At 64.3% G+C, this 25,198-nt stretch carries 29 protein-coding genes; 24 read left to right on the top strand and 5 right to left on the bottom strand.

Annotation, left to right across the window (positions count from 1 at the left end; translation table 11 throughout):
- The 9 genes from JHD73_RS17460 to JHD73_RS17420 all read left to right on the top strand — a co-directional run.
- Positions 1 to 445: hypothetical protein (locus tag JHD73_RS17460; RefSeq protein ID WP_199031525.1), on the top strand; the 445-nt coding region annotated here is incomplete at its 5' end.
- A complete protein-coding gene (locus JHD73_RS17455) occupies positions 442 to 1,050 on the top strand; it encodes a hypothetical protein (protein WP_368735546.1) in 609 nt (202 codons plus the stop codon). The genes JHD73_RS17460 and JHD73_RS17455, both read left to right, overlap by 4 nt.
- A gap of 25 nt (positions 1,051 to 1,075) precedes the next feature.
- On the top strand, positions 1,076 to 1,852 hold the full coding sequence (locus JHD73_RS17450; RefSeq protein WP_199031524.1) for a cell surface protein: 777 nt from the start codon (positions 1,076 to 1,078) through the stop codon (positions 1,850 to 1,852).
- A gap of 62 nt (positions 1,853 to 1,914) precedes the next feature.
- Positions 1,915 to 2,631, top strand: coding sequence for a C39 family peptidase (locus JHD73_RS17445; protein WP_199031523.1), 717 nt, complete (start codon positions 1,915 to 1,917; stop codon positions 2,629 to 2,631).
- Positions 2,631 to 3,422: a hypothetical protein gene (locus tag JHD73_RS17440; RefSeq protein WP_199031522.1), complete on the top strand. Its 792-nt coding sequence runs from the start codon at positions 2,631 to 2,633 to the stop codon at positions 3,420 to 3,422. The genes JHD73_RS17445 and JHD73_RS17440 overlap by 1 nt, the downstream gene beginning before the upstream one ends.
- Positions 3,423 to 3,558: 136 nt before the next feature.
- A complete protein-coding gene (locus JHD73_RS17435) occupies positions 3,559 to 4,923 on the top strand; it encodes a transporter (RefSeq protein WP_199031521.1) in 1,365 nt (454 codons plus the stop codon).
- Positions 4,924 to 5,264: 341 nt separating this feature from the next.
- On the top strand, positions 5,265 to 5,735 hold the full coding sequence (locus tag JHD73_RS17430) for a TadE/TadG family type IV pilus assembly protein (RefSeq protein WP_199031520.1): 471 nt from the start codon (positions 5,265 to 5,267) through the stop codon (positions 5,733 to 5,735).
- The gene (locus JHD73_RS17425) at positions 5,641 to 6,237 is read left to right on the top strand and encodes a TadE/TadG family type IV pilus assembly protein (protein WP_306663079.1); all 597 of its coding nucleotides are present in this window, start codon (positions 5,641 to 5,643) and stop codon (positions 6,235 to 6,237) included. Before JHD73_RS17430 ends, JHD73_RS17425 begins: the two co-directional genes overlap by 95 nt.
- Positions 6,238 to 6,267: 30 nt before the next feature.
- Complete coding sequence (locus JHD73_RS17420) at positions 6,268 to 7,602, top strand: pilus assembly protein TadG-related protein (RefSeq protein WP_199031518.1); 1,335 nt, start codon at positions 6,268 to 6,270, stop codon at positions 7,600 to 7,602.
- Positions 7,603 to 7,680: 78 nt separating this feature from the next.
- Here the strand turns inward: JHD73_RS17420 and JHD73_RS17415 are convergent, their stop codons facing one another.
- Both JHD73_RS17415 and JHD73_RS17410 read right to left on the bottom strand, forming a co-directional pair.
- Positions 7,681 to 8,208 (bottom strand): YMGG-like glycine zipper-containing protein, encoded by a 528-nt coding sequence (locus JHD73_RS17415; protein ID WP_199031517.1) that lies wholly within the window; start codon positions 8,206 to 8,208, stop codon positions 7,681 to 7,683.
- Positions 8,205 to 8,609, bottom strand: coding sequence for a hypothetical protein (locus tag JHD73_RS17410; protein ID WP_199031516.1), 405 nt, complete (start codon positions 8,607 to 8,609; stop codon positions 8,205 to 8,207). The genes JHD73_RS17415 and JHD73_RS17410 overlap by 4 nt, the downstream gene beginning before the upstream one ends.
- Before the next feature lie 360 nt (positions 8,610 to 8,969).
- Between JHD73_RS17410 and JHD73_RS17405 the strand changes: the two genes are divergently transcribed.
- From JHD73_RS17405 to JHD73_RS17385, 5 genes are all read left to right on the top strand, one after another.
- The gene (locus tag JHD73_RS17405; RefSeq protein WP_199031515.1) at positions 8,970 to 9,224 is read left to right on the top strand and encodes a hypothetical protein; all 255 of its coding nucleotides are present in this window, start codon (positions 8,970 to 8,972) and stop codon (positions 9,222 to 9,224) included.
- A 164-nt stretch (positions 9,225 to 9,388) separates the two neighbouring features.
- Entirely contained in the window at positions 9,389 to 9,700 is a 312-nt protein-coding gene (locus tag JHD73_RS17400) for a DUF1145 domain-containing protein (RefSeq protein ID WP_199031514.1), read from the top strand.
- A gap of 117 nt (positions 9,701 to 9,817) precedes the next feature.
- A complete protein-coding gene (locus JHD73_RS17395; protein WP_199031513.1) occupies positions 9,818 to 10,729 on the top strand; it encodes a patatin-like phospholipase family protein in 912 nt (303 codons plus the stop codon).
- Positions 10,730 to 10,796: 67 nt separating this feature from the next.
- Positions 10,797 to 11,558 carry a hypothetical protein gene (locus tag JHD73_RS17390; RefSeq protein WP_199031512.1) on the top strand — a complete coding sequence of 254 codons (762 nt, stop codon included), beginning with the start codon at positions 10,797 to 10,799 and terminating at the stop codon, positions 11,556 to 11,558.
- Between the two features lie 113 nt (positions 11,559 to 11,671).
- Complete coding sequence (locus JHD73_RS17385) at positions 11,672 to 12,685, top strand: zinc-binding alcohol dehydrogenase family protein (protein ID WP_199031511.1); 1,014 nt, start codon at positions 11,672 to 11,674, stop codon at positions 12,683 to 12,685.
- Between the two features lie 7 nt (positions 12,686 to 12,692).
- Here JHD73_RS17385 and JHD73_RS17380 read toward each other — a convergent pair whose 3' ends face one another.
- Positions 12,693 to 13,598: a LysR family transcriptional regulator gene (locus JHD73_RS17380; RefSeq protein WP_199031510.1), complete on the bottom strand. Its 906-nt coding sequence runs from the start codon at positions 13,596 to 13,598 to the stop codon at positions 12,693 to 12,695.
- A gap of 53 nt (positions 13,599 to 13,651) precedes the next feature.
- Positions 13,652 to 15,250 (bottom strand): RNA repair transcriptional activator RtcR, encoded by a 1,599-nt coding sequence (rtcR, locus tag JHD73_RS17375; RefSeq protein ID WP_199031509.1) that lies wholly within the window; start codon positions 15,248 to 15,250, stop codon positions 13,652 to 13,654.
- A gap of 197 nt (positions 15,251 to 15,447) precedes the next feature.
- Here rtcR and JHD73_RS17370 point away from each other — a divergent pair, with 197 nt between their 5' ends.
- The 5 genes from JHD73_RS17370 to JHD73_RS17350 all read left to right on the top strand — a co-directional run bounded on the left by JHD73_RS17370 (position 15,448) and on the right by JHD73_RS17350 (position 20,815).
- Positions 15,448 to 17,007, top strand: a complete 1,560-nt coding sequence (locus tag JHD73_RS17370) for a TROVE domain-containing protein (protein WP_199031508.1) — start codon at positions 15,448 to 15,450, stop codon at positions 17,005 to 17,007.
- A gap of 382 nt (positions 17,008 to 17,389) precedes the next feature.
- On the top strand, positions 17,390 to 18,604 hold the full coding sequence (locus JHD73_RS17365) for an RtcB family protein (protein WP_199031507.1): 1,215 nt from the start codon (positions 17,390 to 17,392) through the stop codon (positions 18,602 to 18,604).
- Positions 18,605 to 18,648: 44 nt separating this feature from the next.
- Positions 18,649 to 19,458 carry a nucleotidyltransferase domain-containing protein gene (locus JHD73_RS17360; RefSeq protein WP_199031527.1) on the top strand — a complete coding sequence of 270 codons (810 nt, stop codon included), beginning with the start codon at positions 18,649 to 18,651 and terminating at the stop codon, positions 19,456 to 19,458.
- A 47-nt stretch (positions 19,459 to 19,505) separates the two neighbouring features.
- Positions 19,506 to 20,561: an RNA 3'-terminal phosphate cyclase gene (gene rtcA / locus JHD73_RS17355; RefSeq protein WP_199031506.1), complete on the top strand. Its 1,056-nt coding sequence runs from the start codon at positions 19,506 to 19,508 to the stop codon at positions 20,559 to 20,561.
- Between the two features lie 71 nt (positions 20,562 to 20,632).
- Complete coding sequence (locus tag JHD73_RS17350) at positions 20,633 to 20,815, top strand: hypothetical protein (RefSeq protein ID WP_199031505.1); 183 nt, start codon at positions 20,633 to 20,635, stop codon at positions 20,813 to 20,815.
- An 85-nt stretch (positions 20,816 to 20,900) separates the two neighbouring features.
- On the opposite strand, the gene JHD73_RS17345 is transcribed toward JHD73_RS17350, so the two are convergent.
- Positions 20,901 to 21,254, bottom strand: a complete 354-nt coding sequence (locus tag JHD73_RS17345; protein WP_199031504.1) for a glyoxalase superfamily protein — start codon at positions 21,252 to 21,254, stop codon at positions 20,901 to 20,903.
- A gap of 135 nt (positions 21,255 to 21,389) precedes the next feature.
- Between JHD73_RS17345 and JHD73_RS17340 the strand changes: the two genes are divergently transcribed.
- From JHD73_RS17340 to JHD73_RS17320, 5 genes are all read left to right on the top strand, one after another.
- A complete protein-coding gene (locus JHD73_RS17340; protein ID WP_199031503.1) occupies positions 21,390 to 22,598 on the top strand; it encodes a PLP-dependent aminotransferase family protein in 1,209 nt (402 codons plus the stop codon).
- A gap of 142 nt (positions 22,599 to 22,740) precedes the next feature.
- Positions 22,741 to 23,559: a substrate-binding domain-containing protein gene (locus tag JHD73_RS17335; RefSeq protein WP_199031502.1), complete on the top strand. Its 819-nt coding sequence runs from the start codon at positions 22,741 to 22,743 to the stop codon at positions 23,557 to 23,559.
- The gene (locus tag JHD73_RS17330) at positions 23,556 to 24,068 is read left to right on the top strand and encodes a helix-turn-helix domain-containing protein (RefSeq protein ID WP_368735545.1); all 513 of its coding nucleotides are present in this window, start codon (positions 23,556 to 23,558) and stop codon (positions 24,066 to 24,068) included. Before JHD73_RS17335 ends, JHD73_RS17330 begins: the two co-directional genes overlap by 4 nt.
- Positions 24,068 to 24,484 (top strand): VOC family protein, encoded by a 417-nt coding sequence (locus JHD73_RS17325; protein ID WP_199031501.1) that lies wholly within the window; start codon positions 24,068 to 24,070, stop codon positions 24,482 to 24,484. Before JHD73_RS17330 ends, JHD73_RS17325 begins: the two co-directional genes overlap by 1 nt.
- Positions 24,481 to 24,729 (top strand): hypothetical protein, encoded by a 249-nt coding sequence (locus JHD73_RS17320; protein WP_199031500.1) that lies wholly within the window; start codon positions 24,481 to 24,483, stop codon positions 24,727 to 24,729. The genes JHD73_RS17325 and JHD73_RS17320 overlap by 4 nt, the downstream gene beginning before the upstream one ends.
- Positions 24,730 to 25,198: the final 469 nt, after the last annotated feature.

Raw genomic sequence — 25,198 nt, 5'->3', positions numbered from 1 at the left:
AACCGCACTGGCTGCGGGGCTTGCAATGATGCTTGCCGGCGCACCGGCGTTTGCAGACGAGGGCGACATCATCGTGCAGCGCGACGTCACGCCGCGTATCGCCTATCGGGGTGTGCCCACTGAAGCCTTACCGGTGCGCACCGCTGTTAGCCCGTTTCCCACCCAGGCGTTCAATCAATCCGTTGGGTCGGTCATGTCTGTGCTCTCTGACGGAGAACTCGGCACGTCGCATGCATCTGCCGCCAACGCCACCACGGGATTGCAACGCGTGCTGACCTCGCAGTCGAGTGGGTTGCAGCCCGCAGCGGGCGGGCTCGCGGTCGGAACCGCCGTTGGTGGGGCGGCCGTTGGCGGTGTGGGTGGCCAAGTGGTGCAGGCTACGGCCGGCATCGCTTCGCAGATCAGTGGCGCGCTGGCACCGCTCTCACGAGGTGGTCAGCCGTGAAATCGACAACGCTGCCCCGCGTTGTGGTGGCTATGAGCATCGTGGCGACCGGCGCGGCATGGGCTCAGGGGGTACCGCTGTCTGCCGTGATCGACGGGGATGCCGCTGCCAACACGGCCGGACGTATCGCCGTCAATCAGGCGTCGGGGGCTGGCAACGCCCAAGCGAACCTGGCGGCCCTGTCCACCGATGAGGCCGGCGTCGTGTCATCACAGGTTGTCGGTCGGGCTGTGCCAGGCCTGTCGGCATCGAGCCGCTTGGCAGGGGCTGCCTTCAATGGTGCAGCGGGTCTGGTGTCGATTAACCAGGCTAGCGGCGCCGGCAATGCGCAACTGAACGTTGCGGTCATTGCACCCACCGCTTCCGTTGTGCAACAGCAATCCCACCACATTGAGCCGCTTGCCGACAGTGCCCTGTCTGGCGTGGCAGTGCAGTCTCGTCGTCAGGATGTCGCGCCCGCGACGGAGGGCAGGCAAGACGCGTCGATCGCATCGACCGCGTTGCGCAATACCTCCGGCGTCGTGCAGGTGAACCAGGCGGCAGGAACGGGGAATGTCGTATCCAACGTCTTTGTGCTCCGTCCCCCGGCGGGCACTCTTTTTTAACAGCAGCAAAGGAAGGGAGATCACCATGAAAGCCAAACTGATTGCCGTCGCCGCATTGAGCTTGCTTGCCGCAGGTGCTGTCCAGGCGCAGGATCGCGGTGGGCCAACTTCGTCCGGTGCGGTTATCACCAACGTGACCGATATCAGCAATGACATCCATGTGCAGGGCTACGGCCTGGCACTGGGTTTTGTGCCGTTCAGTTCGGAATCGTCGGCAGTTGTCGATTCCACGCAGAGCAGCAACAACAACTCAGTCGACCTGCCGCGTGGCAGCAACAAGGCGACGGTTGATGGTCAAGCACTCCAAGGCGCGCAGGGTGCAGTTGGCGTGAACGTGACGTCCGGCGCAGGCAATGTGCAGTCCAACGACGTGGCCTTGGCTGCAGTGGATGCCGGCAAGGTGTTCGCTTCTGCGCAGGTGTTCAACAACCAGTCGGACCCGGGTGAATCGCTGGCAATTGGCAATGCCGTCAACAAGGCATCGTTGGGTGGCAGCGCGCTTAACGGCGCCAAGGGCACCATCGGTGTGAACATCGCTGCCGGTGCTGGTGAACTGCAAGAAAACGGCATGGCGGCTTCCACCAACAGCTCGGGCCGTATCGCCAAGGCCACGGACTACAACACGCAGGCGGCCGACAACAACTCGCTGCGCCTGAACGGTTGCGATCCGACCAACGTTGCATCGTTGAACGGTACGGCACTGATGAACGCCATGGGCAATATCGGTGTGAACATTGCCGCCGGCGCCGGCAACCTGCAGCACAACGGTCTGGCCATCGCCACCGCCAAGGCTGCGAATTAAAGCAAAACTGCCTCATTGCCCGGCCGCCTTGTGCGGCCGGGCGTGATCCCCCGGGGGGAGTGATGCGATTGAACCAGCGATGGAGCCGCATGATCGGGCTATGCGTGGTCTGCGCATGCGGCGTGTGGACCGCGCAGGCACACGCGCAGGAAGGCGCGATTGCACTGCGTGCCGACAGCGAGATGCCGCTGAACAAGCCGGTCAGGAGCATGGCAGAGCTGCGCTATCGCAGCGTGATGCGCCAGCAGCAGGATTTCAGTTGTGGTGCTGCGGCCGTGGGCACGCTGTTGCGCTATGCCTACGGCATGGACATCGAAGAGAAGCGCGTGATTGCCGACATGATGAAAGTGAGCGACCCAAAGCAGGTCGCCGAGCAGGGCTTCTCCATGCTCGACATGCGCAATTACGTGCAGACGCTGGGGTTTCGCGGACGCGGCTACCGCGTTGACATGACGGCGCTGCGCGATCTGGCGATTCCCGTGATCGTCTTGCTGAACTTGAACGGGTACCAACACTTCGTGGTCGTGAAGCGCGCGGCTCAGGGGCGGGTGTTCATCGCCGACCCCGCGCTGGGCAACCGCATCATGCAGGAATGGGAGTTTGCGCCTGCGTGGAACGGCCTCGTTTTCGCAATCGTCGGCGACGTACCCGTTCGGGCCGATTCCGGATTGATGCAGACCAACGCTCCGACGCTGCGCGCGCGTGAAAACGCCGCCTTTGCCGGCGGTGCGCTGCCGCCTCAATTGGAGTTCGGGCCCGCCCGGTGGGATTTGTTCTGATGAAGACCAAGACTATTGCGTGGATCGTTCCACTAGCCTGCGCCGGCTGGTGTGCCGGTGCCAATGCTGGCGCGTCGCCGTCAGAGTCATCCGACCAGGCGGCGCTGTTCCATGGCGGCACCGTGGTGGAGTTGGCGGACGACGGCGAATTGGCTCAGCAGCGCGGTAAGTACCTGGGCGCGAGCATCGTCAGTGGTTTCATGATCGCAATGGCCTCGCAGTGGCGCAATGAAGCCGGGCAGGCGTCTGCGGAGGCCCGCCTGCTGGCCACCAACCTGCGCACCAATGCCGCCAGCGTCAACGTGAGCACGCAGGCGTCGGTGCAGATGGGGGCGGGTGCGCTGGCAGGCGCGGCGTCCGGCGCCAGTGCCGCGGGCGGGGCCGGGGTACAGGTCAACGGTGTCGGCCAGGTGACACAGGTGGCTGGCAACAACAACCTGGCAAGTAACACCGCATCGATCTCGATGCAGGCCGCTCCATTGCCTACACTGCCTTCGGGTGGTTCGTCGGCGCTGGCGGCTCAGAACGGTTTTGTCGCCCAGGCCCAGGCGGGCGCGGGCGGCGTGCAGGTGGCCATCACCAGCCCGGTGGGCGTTGCCTCGCAGTCGGTAACGTCCAATCTGGCCGGGGTGGCGGGGAGCCTGATGCAGGTGGCGCAACTGGCGGGCAATGCACAGGTCATTGCCAATCAGTTGTCGATCCAGCTGCAAATTCAGACGATGTCGCGTCAACAGCTGGCTCAGATCGGCGTGGCGCAGGCATTGCAGGCGGTGGCGGGTTTACGCCGCTAGACGTGGCGATGCAGAATTCCCTATAACGGCGCATTAGAAGAACGCACAGGCAGACAGTGAGAGTCGGCGCTTGGCAATGGGCCGGCGTGCCGAAACGGAGGCTCTTAAGCCTCCACCTTGCTTTCCGGGGGGAAACATGGGACACCGACGCACGGCAGTGGCGTGTGCAGTGGCATGTTGGTCGTTGCTGCCTGCAGCGGCCTGGGCGCAATCGCAGTCGCAAACCGACGACAACTCGTTCGACGCGCGGCTCGCACGTCTGCAGCGCACCATCGAGCGGCAGCAGAAGATCATCGAGGCGCTGGAAGAACGCGTGGGTGATCTGGAGCTCGTGCGCGTGCGCGGACGTGGTGTGGGTGGCAACGGGCCATCCGCTGCATCGACGTTGAACGGATCGGCGGGGGCGGCCGGGGCGGTCGCCTCGGTCGCCGCCACACAGTCCACCGGGCAACCCTCTGGCGCGTTGCTTTCGCAAGCCGATGGCGCTGCCGCACCCGCCAGCGAGAGCACCACACCCGGGCGTGCCGACCCCAACGAAAAACCCCGCATCCAGAGTAAGGATCTCGTCTTCCAGGCCGAGCACGCGCCGTTGTTCGAGCGGCGTTTCACGCTGGATACCGGCTTCAGCTACAGCTACTACGACCGCCGCAATCTGGCGCTCTCGGGTTTCCTTGCGCTGGACGCGATCTTCCTCGGGCAGATCAACTTGGTGCAGACCAAGGCTAATGTCACCACCTTCGACGTCACTGGCCGCTATGGTTTTACCGACCGGCTGAGCGCGGACTTCACCGTGCCGGCGGTGTATCGCTCCAGCACGTTCTTCAGCGGTGGTGCAGGTGGCGCTTCGAGCACGGTGAGCGAGGCGGACAAGTCCTCCGCCGGCCTGGGCGACGTAAGTGCCGGCATTTACTACCAGCTCGTCAAAGAGTCGGTCGACTGGCCGGATATCGTCGGCAGCTTCCGCGTGCGCGCGCCTACCGGGCGCTCGCCATTTGGTATCAAGCTGATCCAGGCCGACAGCAATAACAACAACCTGATCATTGATCAGCAACTGCCCACGGGTAACGGCGTGTGGAGCGGCACGCTGGGTGTGTCGTTTCTGAAGACGTATGACCCAGTGGTGCTGTTTGCCAATGCCAGCTACACGTACTTTGTGCCGCGCTCGTTTGCCGACATCTCGTCGACCGTGGGTGTCGTGCAGCCGGGCAAGGTCAAGCTGGGCGACACGATCACCGTGGGCGGTGGCCTGGCGCTGGCGCTCAATGACCGCACCGCACTCACCATGGCCTACAGCACGGCCTATTCGGGCAATACGCACATCACACCAGACGGCGGCGCCGAGCAATCTGTGGTGGGCAGCAAGACCAACGTGGGCACCATGACCTTCGGCATCAGCCATGTGCTGACGAAGAACCTGTCGATCAGCGCCACGCTGGCGATGGGCCTGACGCCGGATGCGCCCAACTACGTCTTCTCGCTACGCTTCCCATACACCTGGTAGTTGCGTGAAGCGGCGGTTCTGGGCCCAGGCGGGCGCTTTGCGTGCGTCCATCGTCTGGGCCTTCTTCTCGTTCCGGATGAACGACGGCGATCCATCTCTTCGTCACGGGACGTGGCGCTAAGTCGCAATCACTGCCTATCCAAGCGGACGTTCAGGCACTAGTCTTTCGGCCGATAGGCGCATGCCATCCGTGTGCTAGAAATGTCTCATGTACTGCGCAACCGCGATCGTTGAGCTTGGTTGGGGGAACGCCACCACCATGACAAAACGAGCGACAAAAGCATAGAAAGACAACAGGAAAGCAAGCACCGCTTGCTGTTCCTTGGGAACGGGGAGTTCAGATGAAAGCCATCCGCCAACGCGGAGCGGCGGCAGTGGAGTTCGCACTCGTCGCGCTCATCTTCTTTGGGCTTCTTCTCGGCACCGTGCAGTTTGGCTGGCTGCTCTACAACTACGTTGTACTCGCCACCGCAGCCTCCACGGGCGCTCGCGTTCTGGCAACGCAGCGCGGCTACAGCGCGCCTTACACCAATACCAAAAGCGCAATTCTGGCGGCAGCGACGTCGCTCGGCGCGCAGTCGACGATAGCAAGCCGCATGACGATCACCATGTCTGTCGGGGGAGCGTCGTGCCAGAACGATGCACTGTGTACGACTGCCTTGGGCACCGGGACCCAAGCGCCTGCTCCGGGCACACAGGCCAGTGTCGCCATCAGCTATGCATTTGCTCCGATTGTTGGCGGGTCATTGGCCGGCAAGGCATCACTGTTGCCAACCGCCTTGCAGGCCAGCATGTCGGAGCTTGTGCAGTGAAACAGGCTGTTCAGCAGGATCGGGGGAAGCCATGCAGCTCAGAACAATAGGAAGAAGCAGGGGACGGGGTACGGCAACGGTGGAGTTCGCCCTGCTGTCGCCATTTCTCATGCTATTGGCGCTGGGTGTTGCGGAGTTCGGCTGGCTGACCATCAACGCCGTGATGGTGGTCAACGCGGCGGCATCTGGTGCACGTTTCTTTGCCGGACAGCGTGGCAGCAATACACCGTACTCCGACACCAGTACACAGATCAAAGCGTCCGCTGCCACCCTGAAAGCGCCGAATTTGAGCTACTCGACCTACGTCGGCAGTACCTCATGCAGCACCGATTCGGCCTGCGCACTCGATTTGAACAGCGCAGTGCAGGGCGGCTCAGTCACCAGCGCGACGGTGACGGTGACCTACGGCCCCTATCAGCCGCTGCTTGGGGGCGCTTTCCCGGGTGTGTCGAACCTATTGCCGAAATCACTCAGTGCCACGTCGGTGGAGCGCGTGCAGTAGGCGGGCGAACTCGAATCGGAGCCAAATGCCATGAAACGATCAACCATCAAACGGCTGGCAGCAAGACGGCAACAGGGTGCCATCGGCATCATGGCAGCGTTCTCGATGATCCTGTTGATTGCCATTGCCGGTCTCGCGATCGATGCCGGGTATCTGTTCTACTGCCAGAAGCGTCTGCAGGCTGCCACCGACGCAGCAGCGCTGGCCGGCGCCGCAGACCTCTGGACGAGCTCGTTTACGACGGCACAAGCGAACGCGATGGCGTACACGGCCGGCAAAGGCAAGAACGCGATGCCTTCTGGGGTAACGGTATCCGGTGCCACCATTACCGGCTTGCAGTTGACGAACGCGCAGCTACCGGCATCTGGCGCGGTCTCCAAATACAACGCGATTCAGGTGGTGCAGCAGGCGATAGTGCCGCTGACTTTCGCTGGCGTGTTCGGGTTCAAGTCCCTCGCGATTGCAGCCAGTTCCAAGGCGGCCGCCGGAGGGGCTGGCAGCCCCGCGAAGTACAACGTCATGATCGTGCTGGACACGACAGCGTCGATGAACAACACGGATTCGAACTGCCCGAGTGCAAGCAAGAAATCGCTGACGCGGTTGCAGTGTGCCCAGCAGGCGGCGCTCTTGCTTCTGCAGAACCTGACAAACGCCGGCGACAATGTCGGGCTGATGGTGTTTCCGCCCCTGGCTGGCAGTAGCAAGGACACCGATTTTTCTTGTGGTTCAGGGCAGCAGGGCATCGCCAGCAGCTATTCCGCCGTCGGCACGGGTGTCGTGACCAGCGGCGCAACCTATCAAGTGACTGGGCCTGGGAGCGGGTACCTGAAAAATGGTGCGCTCAATACTGGATCAAGCATTGTCCAGGCGCTGGGAGGTGGCAGCTGCAGTGGCATCCCTGCAATCGGTGGGCTCGGAACGTTCTATGCGCAGGCGATCGCTTCCGCGCAGGCAGCTCTGCAAAACATGTCGCAAGGGCAAAGCCCCCCGGGGCAAAACGTGATCATTCTCTTGAGCGACGGCGATGCCACCTCATCGCAAAGCCAGTTGGGCAACACCTACAAGAGTACCTATGGTCAGGAGTGCAGGGCTGCGGTCACGTCTGCTACCACGGCGCGTCAGACCGGTACCCTGATCTATACGGTTGCCTACATTGGCGGCGGTTCGACTTCTGCAAGCTGCAGCGATGGCGGCAGCGATCTGACGCCATGCACCACCATGCAGCAGATTGCCTCGGGGCCGTCGTACTTCTTCTCAGACACCTGTCCGAACGCGGCCGGGGGCTCCATCAATCTGAACGCAGCCTTCAGTGCAATTTCGTATTCCCTGACCAAACCGCGACTGGTTCCGCAGAACGCTACGTAGAACAGTATTACGAGCTGCATCGGCGCCCAGAGTGAGCATCATTGCGAATACCTGCGCGATTGGCAGATCGGTGTGATTTCAGCGTGCCCCATCTGCGCCGGGGTAGCCGGGTGGAGGCGGTGGCGGTGGGCCGTAGTCATAGCGCGGTGCCGCCGGAGTGGATGGACGCACCATCATTGCGCCATAGACAGGAACACGATTGCCCGAGGCATACATGCATTGAATGTACGCAGCGTCGTATCCGCGCTGAGTGGCCTGGCCGGAGTACTGGGCGTTGTTCGCGCCGATTGCCGAGCCGACCAGCAACCCTGTGCCGGCGCCGACTGCTGCGCCGCGTCCGCCGCCGAGCGCCACGCCTGCTGCTGCTCCCAGTGCGGTGCCGACCGCAGCGGTGGCAACGGCACTGTCCGCTGCGGCTTGCCCTGGGCTCGCTCCACCAATCTGCGCGAAGGCAAATTGCCTGCAAGCGGCATCGTCGGCGCGGAACTGATCAAAGCTCTTGCCACTGCCGGGCAACGCCATCACGCTTGGGCCGGCGGGTATTGTTGTGCAGGCGGACAGCGCCACCAGCGTCAGTGGCAAGGGCCACCAGAATACGCGCTTCATTTCGGGACTCCCGCATTGTTCTGTGCAGGCGATGGCGGCACCGCGGGCACTTTCTGCCAGCCGCTGGAGCAGGTTTTCACATAGGGGTAGTAGCCCTCCGGCTTGGCGCAGTGGTACCAATAGCCTTGGTCCTCCGGCTCGTCTGCGTCGCCGGTGGCCATGTCGCTTTTCTCGATGTACTGCGGCGGTTCGGTTGGCACTGCGACAACGGCGGGCGGATAGTAGTAGCCAGGGTAGTACGGATAGGGGTAGCCCCACGGCGGACCGACGTACACGCCAATGCCAACGCGCCCCCTGCCATGCCAGCGATCAGCGAACGCGGGGTCGCTCGCCATGCTGGCTGCCGCTGCGGTCATGACCGCAATGACGATGCTCCCGATACTCACGGTATGAACACGCATGCTGACTGCCTCGTGTGCGACTGCGCAGCGCACGGAGCGCTGCCTGTACGTTCAGTCAATGTAGTGCCGGCATTCCATTGCCACGTCACCAGGAAAGGGCGCGTTACGCTTGTTACGGCTTGGTCGTCGCCCGGTAAGATTTCACACACAAAGTGCACATGATGTGGCGGTGATCACGCTGCGCCAACGTTTGCTGGTTTCGCGCTCGTGTGTGCTGGCGTGCGGCACGTAGACACATCGTTCAGTCCAATGGTGGCAGCGCACTTCGCACGTCAACCGCATACATTGGAGCAACGTTCTGCAAGTGCCCGGAGTCACCGGGCCTCTATGAATCTGCCCTTGACTTGACTAGGAGCCGCTATGAAAGCCATCAAGCAAATTGTGATCGTCGCCATGACGTTGACTGCGGGCGTCGCAATCGCCGCCAAAGTCGTGGATTGGCGTGACCTCGACAAGACCCACAAGCACGTTCAGGAGGCGATCCACGAGATGGAGCGCGCCCGAGCAGCCAACCACTACGACATGGACGGTCATGGCGCGAAGGCTGAAGAGCTGCTGCGTCAAGCTGAACGCGAGTTGGCCCTGGCTGTGGAATCGGCGAAGGCCGCACACTAGTTCTTTGGCTGTATCGCCCTTCACAGACGAGATGACCTGTCCCCAGTAACAGGGCCAGAGGGCTTCCAGCAAAGCCCAGTTCAAGTTTGCTTCAGGCTTGCGTCCTCTCGTCTCCGGCCTCTACACCCGGTGTTTGAAGCAGGTCGATCGCGCATTGGCGCTGTATGCTGCCGCGACCTGATCCTGTTCTCGGAGGCGGCCTCGTGCTCTATTTCTTCAACAAGCTGCTGTTGCTCGCCGTCTATGGCGTTGCGCTGGGCAGCTATGCCATGCCGTTGCCACTCTCGGCGGACGTCATCTATTGGGTGCGCATCGTTGCTGTCGTGCTGCTGGCGGCGCATCTGCTGGAGGTGGTGTTTTGCTTCCGCAAGGTCGCGCTGCACAAAGGGCCCCTGTTCGATAGCGTGCTGCTGACCATGTTGTTCGGTTTTCTGCACTGGAAGCCGATGGCGGATGCTGCCCGGAACACGCGCTGATCACGCCTTGCCGCGGCGGTTGTCGGTTTTGTCCACCTAGCCGCAACCGCTATCGCGGGCTACTCTGTTCGAGTCATCCCCTCCACGCGCTCGCCTTGTTGCGATGCGACATTCATCATGGACAGAGCGGAGCGAACAGCGTTTGTGTTTGCCGGCGGCGGCAGCCTGGGCGCCATCGAGGCCGGCATGCTGCGCGAACTGGTGGGCTCGGGTGTGGTTCCGGACATGGTGATCGGCGCATCGGCCGGCGCCATCAATGCGGCCTTTTTCGCATGCAACCCCCATGCGGCGGGCACAGCACAACTCGAAGCGCTCTGGCGCGGCGTGCGCCGTGCGGATGTGATGCCGTGGTCTTGGCGTGCCATGTTCGGCATGCTGGGCGGCAGGCGCGCGCATCTGGTGGATGCCTCTGGCCTGCAGCGGCTGCTTGTGCGGCATTTTGCACAGACCCCGCTCGAGGCAGCGACGCTGCCCCTGCACGTGGTGGCCACCGACATGCAGACGGGTGCCGAGGTGGTGCTGTCTTCCGGCCAGATCGTGCAGGCCGTGCTGGCCAGTGCCGCCATTCCGGGGGTGTTTCCGCCAGTGCGCGTGGGTGATCGCCTATTGATCGACGGCGGTGTTGCCAACAACACGCCAATCTCTACTGCGATCCGGCTCGGTGCAACGCGTATCGTCGTGCTGCCCGCCGGCTTTGCCTGTGCTGACCGGCGTGCCCCGCGCAGCGCCATCGAGCATGCGCTCAATGCGCTGTCACTGCTGGTTGCGCGCCAGCTTGTACAGGACCTGGAGCGCTGGTCTGGGCAGGTGCCGATTGCCGTGGTGCCGCCGTTGTGTCCGCTCGATGTGTCGCCCTATGACTACGCCCGCTGCGGCGAGCTGATCGATCGCGCCGCCGCCGCCACCGCCGCGTGGCTGGCCGCTGACGGTCTTGCCGGAACTGGTATCCCCGGTGCCCTGCGTGAACATCATCACGACGAAGACCGCCCGAGCTGCAGCGTCGACCCGCACACCATGCCGACTGCCTGACGCCGTCTTCGCCCGGGTGGCGGATGTCGTATGCTCACGCCGTCACAAATACAGCATTGGGGGTCTCATGGGCGTGGTGATCGATCATCCGATCGAGGTGTTCCTCATGGCGCTGATCGTGTTGGCGGGCGCGGCGCGTATCGGCTCGGCCGTATCGAAGCGCCGTGTGCTGGATGGCAGTACGCACGAAGACTTTGACGTGATTCAGGCGGCCACGCTCACGCTGCTCGGCCTGATGATCGGCTTCACGTTTTCAATGGCCATCAGCCGCTACGACACGCGCAAGAACTACGAAGAGGAAGAGGCCAACGCCATCGGCACCGAATATGCGCGGGCCAGCCTGCTGCCCGCTGCCGATGCCGCCAACCTGCGCGGCCTGCTGGCGAAGTATGTGGATGTACGCATCCGGCTCTACAGCAGCCACGACACCAGGCAACTGCCCGCACTCGAGGCCGAAACCTCGCGCCAGCAAGACGCCTTGTGGGCGGCGGTGCTCGGGCCTGCCGCCGCACAGCCCACACCAATCGTCGCGCTGGCCGTGAGCGGTATGAACGACGTGCTCAACGCGCAGGGCTATACCCAGGCCGCATGGCGCAACCGTATTCCGGTGGCTGCCTGGGTGCTGCTGTTCATGGTGGGGGCATGCGGTACGTTCATGGTTGGCTACGGCACGCGCAGCGCACGCATGCGCGGGGTGCTTCAGTTGCTGCTGCCCCTGGTACTGGCGCTGTCGTTCATGCTGATTGCCGACATCGACAGCCCGCGCGGCGGGTTTGTCCATGTGGATCCGGTCAACCTCAAGACGCTGGCGGCTTCCATGCAGCATTGACAGGCAGGGCGGGATTTTCTGCCTGGCGTTGAAACTGAATCTGCGTGGTGCGGCTGTTTCCCTGCATGCGGTGCGCTCATGATGCGCGCATCCGATTCAACTGGAAGCCCACCATGAAAGCCGTTGCCTACTACGAAAGCCTGCCCATCGATGCGCCCAACGCGCTCGTCGACCTGACCTTGCCCGACCCCGTGCCCGGCCCGCACGACCTACTCGTGGAAGTGCGCGCCGTCTCGGTCAATCCGGTTGATGTGAAGGTGCGTGCCGGCATGCCACCGGCGAACAACCAGCCGCGCGTGCTGGGCTGGGATGCGGCAGGCATCGTGCGCGCCGTGGGCGCGGAAGTATCGCTCTTCAAGCCCGGCGATGCGGTCTGGTATGCCGGTGCCCTGCAACGTGCAGGCACCAATAGCGAGCTGCACGCGGTGGACGAGCGCATCGTCGGCAAGATGCCTGCCACGCTCGGGTTTGCACAGGCGGCCGCGTTGCCGCTGACCGCCATCACCGCATGGGAATTGCTGTTCGACCGGCTGCAAGTGCCGCAGGTAGACACGCCCAGCGGCAAGACGCTGCTGATCGTGGGGGCGGCGGGTGGCGTGGGGTCGATTCTCGTGCAGCTTGCGCGGCGGCTGACAGGCCTGACCGTGATCGGCTCCGCCTCGCGCCCAGAGACGGCCACCTGGGTGCGCGAGCTTGGCGCACACCACGTGATCAACCACACCCAGCCGCTGGCCGCCGAGCTGCGCCGCATCGGCGTGCCGGAGGTCGACTACGTGGCCAGCCTGAACCAGACCGAGCACCACTTCGAGCAGATCGTCGAAGCGCTCAAGCCGCAGGGCCGTCTGGCGTTGATTGATGACCCGACGCAGCTCGACGCGCGCAAGCTCAAGGCGAAGAGCCTATCGCTGCATTGGGAATTCATGTACACGCGCTCGATGTTCAGCACGGATGACCAGATCGAGCAGCACCGCCTGCTCAATCGCGTGGCGGACATGATTGACGAAGGTACGCTGCGCTCGACCATGAGCGAGCATTTTGGCGCCATCAACGCCGCCAACCTCAAGTGCGCCCATGCCCTGATCGAAAGCAATCAGGCGCGCGGCAAGATCGTGCTGGAAGGGTTCTGATACCGGCTCAGGCGTCGGCCAGGTAGCCGCTGATGCGCGTTTGCAGAAAATCGCGCAGCCGCATCAACGTGGGCGAGAGCGCCAGCCGGTGCGTGCAGATCAGGTGCAGCGGCGCGGCCTCGCCCTGCCAGTCGGTGAGGGCCGCCTGCAGGCGGCCGGCACGCAGATCGGCCAGCACGTCCAGACGCGATTTGTACGCGATGCCGTGGCCGGCAACCGCCCAGCGGCGCACGAGTTCACCGTCGTCCGCCACACGGTTGCCGGTAACGCGTACCACCTGCGTGTCCGCCGCCCGATGGAACGTCCACTGGTCGTGCGTGGTGTCGGACAACGCCAGCCGCAGGCAGTTGTGCTGGAGCAAGTCATCGGGCGACTGGGGCACGCCGTGCCGTGCGAAGTAAGCGGGCGCGGCGCACAGCACGCGCCGGTTGTCGGGCGCCAGCGGCAGCGCCACCAGTGAGGAATCTTCCGGCTCGCCGTAGCGCACTGCGGCATCCACGCGCTGGCGGAACATGTCGACCAGCCGATCGCCAATGCGCACCTGCAGCGCCACCGCCGGGTGCTCGATGAGGAAGTCGTCGAGCCAACCGGCGAGCACGCTGCGCCCCAGGTCCGACGGCATCGACAGCGAAACATCACCACCGATGGCCTGCCGGCCGAGCGCGAGGGAATCCTGTCCGGCCTGTAGATCGGCCAGCGCGCGGCGGGCGTGCGCCAGGTAGCGCTCGCCTTCCTGCGTGAGCGCGAGGCTGCGCGTGGAGCGCGCCAGCAGCCGCGCACCCAGTTCGGCCTCCAGCCGCTTGACTGCTGCGCTGGCCGCTGCCGGTGCAATGTTCAGCACACGGGCCGCCGCTGACAGGCTGCCGTTGTCTACGGCCAGCACGAAGATGGTGAGGTCTTCCAGGCGGATCATTGCTGCAGGTTTCGATGGGAATGGCGCAGGATGAGCGGCATCTTACCGAGTGCCTAGCTCGTGCGCACGGTTGCCCAATCCAGCCCGAACCGGGCGAGATACTTGCGCAGCCGGTCCGCGTCGTTCACCTTGGCCTTCTCGGTGCGTGACACGTCAAACAACCGGCGCCCGGCATCCGACAGCGATGCCGATTCCCGACAGAGGGCAATCACGTTCTCCAGCTGCATGCGGTCGAACAGGTCGATGGATGCGACCTCGTCGCCGAGCAGATCTGCGAGCGCACCATCCGCGCCCGCCGAATCCGGTTCGGCCCACGTGCGCTGCAGACGCGCGATTTCGTCAGCGACATCGGCCTCGGTAATGCGGCCACCTTCGGCCAGCGTGGCCAGCCGGGTGACGCTGGCCGACAGCTCGCGGAAATTGCCCGTCCAGCGTGCCTGCGGCGAGGTGACGAACTTCAGGTAGATGCGTCGCGCCTCGGTGTGAAAGCGCACCTGTTCGCCGTGCTCGCGGGCAAAGCGGGCCAGCTCGAAATCGAGATTCGGCTCCAGGTCTTCCGGGCGATCGGCAAGGCCGGGCAGGTCGAACGTCCACAGGTTGATCCGCGCGTACAAGTCTTCGCGAAAGAGGCCCTCGGCCACCCACTGCCGCAGATCGCGCACGGTGCCGGCAATGAGCTGGAAATCGCTCTCGACCTCGCGGTCGCTGCCGAAGGGCAGGAAGCGCTTCTCTTCGATGGCCTTGAGCAGCATGGCTTGTTCATCGAGGCCCAGTTCGCCGATTTCGTCCAGGAACAGCAGGCCACCGTCTGCACTGCGCAGCAAGCCGGCGCGTTCCGTCTGTGCGCCAGTGAAGGCACCTTTCACGTGGCCGAAGAGGGCGGACATGGCGCTGTCACCGCGCAGCGTGGCGCAGTTCACCTCGACAAAGCGGCCGGCCAACTGGTGCCGCGCCTTCTTCATCTCGTACACGCGGCGCGCGAGGAACGACTTGCCCGCACCCGTTGGCCCGAACAGCAGCATCGGCGCCTTGGAGCGCGAGGCCACGCGCTCGATTTGCTCGATCATCCGGTTGAACGCCGGGTTGCGCGTGGCGATGCCCGATTTGAGCAGCGAGACGGTGTCTTCCCGCTCGCGTGCAAAGCGCGTGGCGATCTTGTCGTAGCGCGAGAGGTCCAGGTCGATGACGCTGTAGCTGCCCGCCGTGTTGCCCAACTCCTTTTTGCGCGGCGGCGCGGTCTGGATGAGTTGCGCCGGCAGATAGCGCGCCTCGGCCAGCAGGAACCAGCAGATCTGCGCGACGTGCGTGCCCGTGGTGATGTGGATGAGGTAATCCTCAGCCTCGGTGTCGAACGCGTAGCCGCGCGTGAAGTCGTGCAGCGTGCTGTAGACCTCTTCGAAATCCCACGGGTCGCGCAGTGCGATTTCGACGCTGTGCACCTCCGTTTCGGGCGACACGGCGGCGATGTCATCGCGCAGGCGCTCGAACAGGCCGCGGCTGCGCGCGTCGTGCAGCAGCTCCAGCCGGTGGATCACGAGGTCGTCCTGCTGGCACAGGCCGACGGTGGGCCGCCAGCGCTCCCAGCGCTGGGCGCCCTTGCCTACGTAGTCGAGCGTGGTGCCGACAAAGCCGATGGCGACTGTTTTGCGCATCCTGAAGTGCTATCCAAAAAGATAAAGCAATATATCAATGGATCGCTTTTTCAGGAAGTTTGGCGTGCCTACATCTGCGTTGATTTGCAACAAATACAATGTAATCAATGGGATAGATTGGGTTGCGTTCAGTTGAGAGTGACCTGGCACACCCATTGCACTAGAGATGGCATCAACAACACAACGCGAGATGCCAAATGGCTAACCAGCAACTGTTCCAGACCTTGCTCGCGAAGACGGTCCAAGCCAATGCGACCGACGCGATCAACCAGGCCGGCGCCCCGGCGTATGCGATGTCGCTCCAGCACCAGCTGGCGCAACTGGCCATGACGGGCTGCCTGAACCAAACCTTCTACGCTTCGGCTGAGTCGCAGCTGGCCGACGTGCTGCAACTGGCGCTACAGGTGGACGATGCCTTCATCGCCAAGACTGCGGTGTACTGCCGCGAGCGCGGTCTGATGAAAGACATGCCGGCCCTGCTGACCGCCGTGCTGGCGGCCAAGGGCAGTGCGCTGCTGCCGGCGGTGTTCGGCCGCACGATCGACACCGGCAAGATGCTGCGCAACTTCGTGCAGATCGTGCGCAGCGGCGCAACGGGCCGCAAGTCGCTCGGCAGCCGCCCGAAGAAGCTCGTGCAGGCGTGGCTGAACAGCGCTACGGAAGTGCAACTGCTGCAGGCCACCGTGGGCAACGCACCGTCGTTGGCGGATGTCGTGAAGATGGTGCACCCGAAGCCGGCGGAAGCCTGGCGCGCCGCGTTCTTTGCGTGGCTGATCGGCAAGCCGTATGACGCCACGCAACTGCCGCCGTTGACGCGTGAGCTGTGTGCGTTTCGCGCCGGTGAGTCGAAGGTGCTGCCGGACGTGCCGTTCCAACTGCTGACCAACGCGCCGTTGAACGCTGCGCAATGGGCGGTGCTGTCTGAACGCATGGGCTGGCACGCACTGCGCATGAACCTGAACACGCTGGGTCGCCAAGGTGCGTTCAGCCTGCCGGGTGTGACCAAGCGTGTGGCTGCCCGTCTGGCGGATGCGGCGCAGGTGCGCAAGGCACGTGTGTACCCGTATCAACTGCTGGCAGCCTACCGTTCAGCGGTTGATCCGGTGCCGGTGGCCGTGCGTGAAGCGTTGCAGGATGCGCTGGATGTGTCGCTGGCCAACGTGCCGAAGCTTGAGGGCAACGTGGTCGTGTGCCCGGACGTGTCCGGCTCAATGGGCAGCCCGGTAACAGGCTGGCGTCAGGGTGCGACTTCGGTCGTGCGCTGTATCGACGTGGCGGGGCTGGTGGCGGCGGCCATCCTGCGCTCGCATCCGACGGCACGCGTGTTGCCGTTCGAGCAGCGTGTGGTGGATGTGCGCCTGAACGCCCGCGACTCGGTCATGACCAATGCCGACAAGCTGGCGGCCATCGGTGGTGGCGGTACCAACTGCTCGGCGCCGTTGGCCCAACTGGTGGCAGAGCGTGCCAAGGTCGATGTGGTGATCCTGGTGTCGGACAACGAGTCGTGGGTTGATGCCACGCGTCGTGGCGCCACCCAGACGATGCTGCAGTGGGACTTGCTGAAGCTGCGTAACCCGCAAGCCAAGCTGGTCTGCATCGATCTGCAGCCGTACGGCACCACGCAAGCAGTGGAGCGTGCGGACATCCTCAACGTCGGTGGTTTTGGCGATGCGGTGTTCGACGTGATCGCGCAGTTTGCGTCCGGCAGCTTTGGCGCAGGCCACTGGGTCGAGGCCATCGAGGCGACGGTGCTGTAGGCCGTCTGTGCAATGAACAACAACGTTTTACCGGCGCGTCACGAATGCTGAAGAGCTTGTCCTGACGCGCCAGGTGCGAATGCCTGCGGGTGTACATCGGTATCCAGTCGGTTCGAACCCGACCCGCGCGAAAGCGTGAGACCACTCGCTCCCCTAGTCGCACCACCTTTTAGTTTTTCGGCGAATGCCGGCGGAACTACATCCTATGAAGATCGAGGTCGCGGGTTCGAATCCCGTCGGTCCCAAATCAGGGGGACCGTAGCTCAGTGGATAGAGCGCGCTGTTTCGCCAACTTTAGTCGCCGACCCCAATGCAACGCCCGATGTCACTGCCAATACGACATCGGGCCCCATAATGAAAAGAACGGAAGCAACGAAAGATCATGAGTCAGTACAACACTCTCCACGTTGAAAACGGCGCCGACATCAAGCTGTGGACCAACGGCGTGCCGGTAGAAGATGACGCCCGCAAGCAGCTGATGAACACGGCCAAGATGCCGTTCATCTTCAAGCACCTGGCGGTGATGCCGGACGTGCACCTGGGTAAGGGTTCGACCATCGGGAGCGTGATCCCGACCGAGGGCGCGATCATTCCGGCCGCCGTGGGCGTGGATATCGGCTGCGGAATGATGGCCGCGCGCACGACGCTCACGGCCGCAGACCTGCCGGACAACCTGCACGGCCTGCGTAGCGCCATCGAGGCAGCGGTGCCGCACGGCCGTACGCCGGGCCCGCGCGATAAGGGTGCCTGGAATACGCCGCCGGAAACGGTCGATGCGATGTGGGGTGAACTTGCCAACGGCTTCAAGCGCATCACCGACAAGTACCCGAAGCTCGCCAAGACGAACAACCACAAGCACTTGGGAACGCTGGGTACCGGTAACCACTTCATCGAGGTCTGCCTGGATGAAGAGCAACGCGTCTGGTTCATGCTGCACTCGGGGTCGCGCGGGGTGGGTAACGCCATCGGCAACCTGTTCATCGAGCTGGCGCAGGCCGATATGCGACAGCACATCGCCAACCTGCCGGACCGTGACCTCGCGTACTTTGAAGAAGGCAGCCAGCACTTTGATGACTACGTCGAAGCCGTCGGCTGGGCGCAGGACTACGCGCGCCGTAACCGCGCCACGATGATGCAGAACGTGATTGCGGCCGCGCGCCGCGTCATCACCAAGCCGTTCGCGGCGGACGTGGAAGCGGTGAACTGCCACCACAACTACGTGCAGCGCGAAACCCACTTCGGCCGCGACGTGCTGGTGACGCGCAAGGGCGCGGTGTCGGCGCAGAAGGGGCAACTCGGGATCATTCCGGGTTCGATGGGGGCGAAGAGCTTCATCGTGCGCGGGCTGGGTAACGAAGAGGCCTTCTGCTCGTGCAGCCACGGTGCGGGCCGCACCATGAGCCGTACACAGGCAAAGAAGCGCTTTACGGTCGATGACCAGGTTCGCGCCACAGCCCACGTGGAATGCCGTAAGGATGCTGACGTGATCGACGAGATCCCGATGGCGTACAAGGACATCGACCATGTGATGGCGGCGCAGGCGGATCTGGTAGAGATCGTGCATACGCTGCGGCAGGTGGTGTGTGTGAAGGGATAAGCTCGCCCTCCGCGCTCGTACAACAAGAACAACAAGTGAACACCATGACGTTTCTGTATTCCCACCCTGTCTCCGGCACCATCCGCGAGCGCGTGCTGGCGGAGCTGACCCGCATCGAGCTGCAGCACGACGTTCGCGTGCTGTTTGCGTGCGAATCGGGCAGCCGGGGCTGGGGCTTTGCCTCGCCCGACAGCGACTACGACGTGCGCTTCGTCTACGTGCATCAGCCCGAGTGGTACTTGCGCGTCGAGCCGCAGCGCGATGTGATCGAACTGCCGATCAGCGACGAGCTGGACATCTCCGGCTGGGAGTTGCGCAAGGCGCTGCAGCTGATGCACCGCTCCAACCCGACGCTGCTGGAGTGGCTCGCCTCGCCCGTGGTGTACCGCCAGGACGCGGCATTGGCCGAGTGCATGCGCAAGCTGGCGCCAACGTTCTTCTCCGAGCGCAAGGGCCGCTGGCATTACGTGTCGATGGCGGCAAAGAACTTTCGCGGCTACCTGCAGGGCGAGACCGTACGCATGAAGAAGTACCTGTACGTGCTGCGTCCGTTGCTGGCCGCACAGTGGATCGACGAAGGGCGCGGCATCCCACCGATGCGCTTTGCCGATCTGGCTGATGTGATGGTGAGAGACACCGCGCTGCGTGACGAGATCAACCAGTTGCTGGCGATCAAGATGGAATCCGGCGAGGCCGAATACGGGGCGCGCTTTCCGCGCATTCACGCCTTTATCGAACAGGCCTTGGCGCAGGAAGACGTGCCGGCCGATTTCCGGCAGGCCGCGGGCAACCCGGCAGCGTTGGATGCGTTCCTCTACGACACCGTGTTGACGCGCCCCCCCTGTACAACCTGACGCACACCCCATCTGGCGGGTGCGCAAACGAACAAGAAGAACAAACCATGAACACCCAATTGCAGTTTCAATCGCAACCCGCCACCTGCATCGAACTCGATGGCGCGCAGGGCGAGGGCGGCGGACAAATCCTACGTACGGCGCTCACCCTGTCGATGCTGACTGGCACGCCGTTCCAGATCGAGAACATTCGCGCCAAGCGTTCCAAGCCCGGCCTGCTGCGCCAGCATTTGACGGCGGTGCAGGCGGCCGTGGAGATCAGCGGCGCCACCGTGGAGGGCGCAGAAGCGGGCTCGCAGACGCTGCGCTTCACGCCCGGCGCCATCCGTGGCGGCGACTACCGCTTTGCCATCGGTACGGCCGGCAGTTGCACGCTGGTGCTGCAGACCATCCTGCCTGCGCTGTGGTTTGCCGATGCGCCGAGCACCGTGTCGGTGAGTGGTGGCACGCACAACCGCGCCGCGCCGCCGGTCGATTTCCTCATCCGCGCGTGGCTGCCGCTGGTCGCGCGTATGGGCGTGACGCAGACGCTCGCGCTCAAGCGCCATGGCTTCTACCCGGCCGGTGGCGGCGAGGTGCAAGCTACGATCACGCCGTGCGCAGGCCCGCTGCGTGCGCTGCATCTGACCGAGCGCGGCACGCAACAGGCGCTGCGTGCCGAAGGCATCGTTGCAGGCGTGCGTGGCGGCGTGGCGCGGCGCGAGCTGGACATGCTGGGCTGCCTCGTGCCCGGTGTTGAAGGCACCGTACGCGATCTCGGCAACGCCGAGGGCCCTGGCAATGCGCTCGTGCTCGACATCGTGCACGAGCACGTCACCGAGGTGCTGACCGGGTTCGGCGAGCGCGGCGTGCCAGCCGAGACCATCGGCAAGGACGTTGCCCACGCGGCGCTGCGCTATCTGCAAAGCACGGCGGCCGTGGACGAGTATTTGGCCGATCAGCTTGTCTTGCCGATGGCGTTGGCTGGTGCGGGCAGCCTTACCGCAGTGGCGGCTTCCTCGCATCTGCTGACCAACCTCAGCGTGATCGAGAAGTTCCTGCCGGTGGCGTTTGATGTGGAGACCGTCGGGCCGGGCGCTCCGGTGCTGGTGTGCGTGCTCTAACGGCCGGTGGCGGATCCGGGCAGGCACGGCATTCGCGTGGGGTTGAACACCAACACCAACCGGAGCCCACCATGCAACGCGGCAAGAAAGAGCAGCACCCGCACGCTCACAAGCGCGAGGAGTTGATCGAGCAGGCCGTGGAAGGCACCTTCCCGGCAAGCGACCCGCCTGCCACCGGCGGCATCACGCGTGTGGTCGACAAGAAGCCCAAGGCGCACAAAGGCAAGCACAAGCCGAAGGCCAGATCGAAGTAACTGCAGCGAAATCGCCGCAGTCATTCAGCGCCCCCGCATCGTCTAGCGACGTGCGGGCGTTTTCGTATCTGCGTGTGCCCCGTGCTTACTGGTGCGCCAGGATGTTGACCACATTCCCGAATGGATCGCGCACATAGAAGCGTCGCACGCCCCACGGCTCATCGACGAGTGGATAGACGATCTCCAGGCCCAGCGACAGGGCGCGTGCATGCACGGCATCGGCGTCGTCCACCTCAATGGACAGCGCCGGCACCGGGGTGCCCGAGCCGCCCTCGGTGGCAATGCTGACCTGCGGTGCCATCGTGGCATGGGGATCGGCAAAGGTGACGATCCAGCCGTGGTCCATCACGGCTTCCAGGCCGAGCAGGTCGGCATAGAACGCGCGGGCGCGCGCCGGATCGGGGGCATGCAGGTTGGGGACGATGCGTCGGACGGCCATGCTGCGCTCCTGTCTGGGGTGGGCGGAAATGGACTGCGGCATTGTAGTCACCCTTGTGATGGCTGGTTCGCATGCAGGGCCGGCGCACATCACGTAAAGTGGCGGGCACTCGAACCATACAGAGACACGCACGCCATGGATTTCCTGCAATCGCTGCTGGCCCCGCGCCTGCAAAACGTTGAAACCTCCGCCATCCGCGAACTCTTCAAGGTGCTCGGCAAGCCGGGCCTGATCTCGTTTGCCGGTGGCTTTCCGGATTCGGCCCTGTTTGACGTGGAGGGCCTGAAAGCCGCCGCTGACAGCGCACTCACTGCCGATGCAGCCCGCGCCCTGCAGTACGGCGCCACCGAAGGTTTCGAGCCTCTGCGCGAGGCCATTGTCACGGTGATGAAGGCGCGCGGCGCCAGCATCGTCAACACCGACATCCTGGTCACCACCGGCTCGCAGCAAGGCCTGGACCTGCTGGGCAAGGTGCTGATCGGCGAGGGCGATACGGTGCTGGTGGAGGCGCCAACCTTCCTGGCCGCCATCCAGGCGTTCAAGCTGTACGGCGCCAAGGTGGCTGGCGTGCCGACCGACGCCGATGGCCTGGACGTGGATGCGCTGGAAAAGACGCTCGCCACCAGCAAGCCGAAGTTCCTCTATGTGATCCCCAACTTCGGCAACCCCAACGGCGCGCTGATGAGCCTGGAGCGCCGTCAGCGCCTGCTGCAGCTGGCCGTGCGACACAACCTGCTGATCGTCGAAGACGACCCGTACGGCGAGCTGTACTTTGACGCACCGCCGCCGCCGTCGCTGTACGCGCTCAGCCAGCAGACCGAGGGTGCGCAGGGCCGCGTGGTCTATCTGGGCAGTCTGTCGAAGGTGATGGCGCCGGGGCTGCGCGTGGGCTGGATGATTGCCCCGCCGCTGCTCCTGGGCAACGCGGTCATGGTCAAGCAGTTTGCCGACGCGCACACCTCCACGTTTGCGCAAGCCACGGCGGCGGCCTATCTGCGCAGCAACCGACTGGAGACCGTGCTGCCGCGCACGCGCGCTGCCTACGCGGAGCGTGCACACGCCATGGCCAATGGCCTGCGTACGCTGCTGCCCGAGAGCGAGCTGACCTTCAACCGCCCACGCGGTGGCATGTTCCTGTGGGGCCGACTGCCGGGCCGCAACGCCGCGGATGTGGCCAAGATCGCCATCGAGCGCGGTGTGGCCTTCGTGCCGGGCGCAGCGTTCTACGCGGTCGATCCAGACCGCTCGACGCTGCGCCTGTCGTACGCCACCTCGTCGCTCGCGCAGGTGGAAGAGGGCATCGCCAAGCTGGCCGGTGCCATTCGTGAGCTGCCGGTCGCCTGATCCTCTGCAGGTCTGATCGGTGGCAGGTGGGGCGCGCGGGCAGTGATGCCGGTGCGCTCCACCCACCCTCCATCCCGAGGCAATCGCCTCACGCACGCGGTAAGCTGGCGGCTCCCAAAAGAGAACATAGGAGACCCCCGCCATGCAGCCCCTGCCTCGTTTGCTCCGTCATCTTGTCTTCGCGCTCGGCGCGCTGTCGCTGGGCTTTCTGCCGGCCGCCGCCAGCGCGGACGAAGTGCGCGTGATGAACTCCGGTGGTTTTACCGCAGCCTACAAGGCGCTTGCGCCGGGCTATGAGAAGGCCACCGGCAATACGCTAGCCACCGCCTGGGGGCCGTCGATGGGCGCTTCGCCCGAGGCGATTCCCAACCGCCTGACGCGTGGCGAACAGGCCGACGTGCTCATCATGGTGGGCGAGGCGCTCGACGGGCTGATCCAGAAAGGTTTGGTGGACCCCGCCAGCCGCGTACCGCTGGCCGAGTCGCGCATCGGCATGGTGGTCAAGGCGGGCGCGCCCAAGCCGGACATCAGCACCGTCGATGCCTTGCGCAACACGCTGCTGCAAGCCCAGTCGGTGGCGTACTCCGACAGCGCCAGCGGCGTGTATATCGAGACCACGCTGTTCAAGCGCCTCGGCATTGAAGCGCAGATGCGCGGCAAGGCCCGCAAGATCGAGATGATTCCGGTCGGCACCGTGGTGGCCAGCGGTGAATACGCCATCGGCTTTCAACAGGTGAGCGAGCTGCTGCCGGTGCCGGGCGTGGACTTTGTCGGCAAGATTCCCGAGTCGCTGCAGAAGGTGACGGTGTTTGCGGCGGGCATTCCCATCAATGCCGCGCACCCCAAGGCGGCACGTGAGCTGATCCGCTATTTGGCCTCGCCAGAAGCAGCGCCGGCGGTGGAGACGAGCGGGATGGAACCGGCACGCGCATCGGCAAGGGCGCCGGAGGCCGTGCAGTGATCGAGCCGGCTGTAGTGCCCGATCCGCCGCAAGACCCGGCGCTATTGCGCCGCCTGCTGCGGGCGAAGGATCGCATGGACGCCGCCTCGCACGAGGACTGGCCGGTCAAACGGCTGGCCGAGGTGAGCGGCGTGTCCGAGGCGCACTTCGCGCGCGCGTTCAAGCAGGCGTTTGGCATTCCGCCGCACCGCTACCTGCTTACGCGCCGCATCGAGCAGGCCACCACCCTGCTGCGCGACACCGATCTGCCCATCATCGAGATCGCCTTCGCCACCGGCTGGCAGAGCCTGGGCACCTTCGGCCGTATCTTTCGCGACATCACCGGGCAGAGCCCGAGCGCCCTGCGCCGCGAGGCCCAGGCCAATGCGCCGCTGCAACAGCTCGACCGCGTGCCCGCCTGCGTGTTGAGGGCGGCGCAGCGGCCCGACCTCATCACAGCAGTTTCGGAGAAGCGTCGCCAACTGGCAGCGGGTACAAATCCGTCACCAACCAACACCAAGGAGCGGTGATGAGCCAAGGGATCAACGTCGTAGGGCTGTATGTGGACGACCAGGACGCGGCGCTGGCGTTCTATGTCGACAAGCTGGGTTTCCGTGTGCATACCGACGTGCGCAACGGGCCGTATCGGTGGCTGACGGTGCAGCATCCGGAGCAACCGTCGTTCCAGCTTGGCCTGTTCCAGCCGGGCTCGCCCATCCATGACGAGGCCACCGCGCAGACATTGCGCGCGATGGTCGCCAAGGGCGCGATGCCGCCGCTGGTGCTGACCGTGGCCGACTGCCGCGCTACCTACGCGCAACTGCGTGCGCGCGGCGTGGAGTTCACGCAGGAACCAATCGACCGCTTTGGCAGTGTGGATGCGGGCTTTCGCGACCCGGCCGGCAACGGCTGGAAGATGATCCAGGCTGCCGGAGGCGCCAAATGAGCGCCCGCACCGGACTCCGCCAGTTTCACCGCTGGGTGTCGATGGCCTTCACGCTGACGGTCATCGCCAATTTCGTCGCCATGACGCGTGGGACGCCGCCCGCGTGGATCACCTATGCGCCGTTGTTGCCGCTGGCGTTGCTGATGATCACGGGGCTGGTCATGTTTGCGTTGCCGTATGTGGATCGGCGCAACGAGCGCCGTGTGAGCCGCGCGGGCCGAGAAGCCCCGGTCGCGAGGGTCTGAGGCTCAAGCGCCGAGCTTGATGCTCGGCACACGAGGGTCTGAGGTTCAAAACGCCGAGCTTGGAGGGTGGGCTGTGAGGGTCTGAGGCTCGAACGTGAGGGGTTGGGGCTCACGCGCGGGGCTCGGCACTCGGCGCGCGGCAGTCTGAGGTTCAAATGTCCGAGCTCAAAGCCTGGCGTGCGAGGGTTGGAGGCTCGACCGCCAGGCTCGGAGCTTGGAGCATGAGGGTTTGAGGTTCAACCGCCGAGTTCGGAACGCCGCGCGTGGGTGTTTTAGACGCAAGCGTCGCGTTCGGAACGCCAAGCGCGAGGTCTTGAGGCCCAGGCTTGGGGTTGAGCACCCGGGCCTGTCAGTAATTTCGTGTTCAAGGCATAACATGCCCTCAAGGAGGGTTTATGCCTCGCGAACCGAAGACCAAGCCGGTCGAGCTGCCGGCGATTCCAGCCAAGCTGCTTGAGCAGTTCGGCAA

Source organism: Ralstonia sp. ASV6 (assembly GCF_016429285.1).
Taxonomy (GTDB): Bacteria; Pseudomonadota; Gammaproteobacteria; order Burkholderiales; family Burkholderiaceae; genus Ralstonia; species Ralstonia flaminis.
This window is presented reverse-complemented; position numbering and strand designations above follow the sequence as displayed.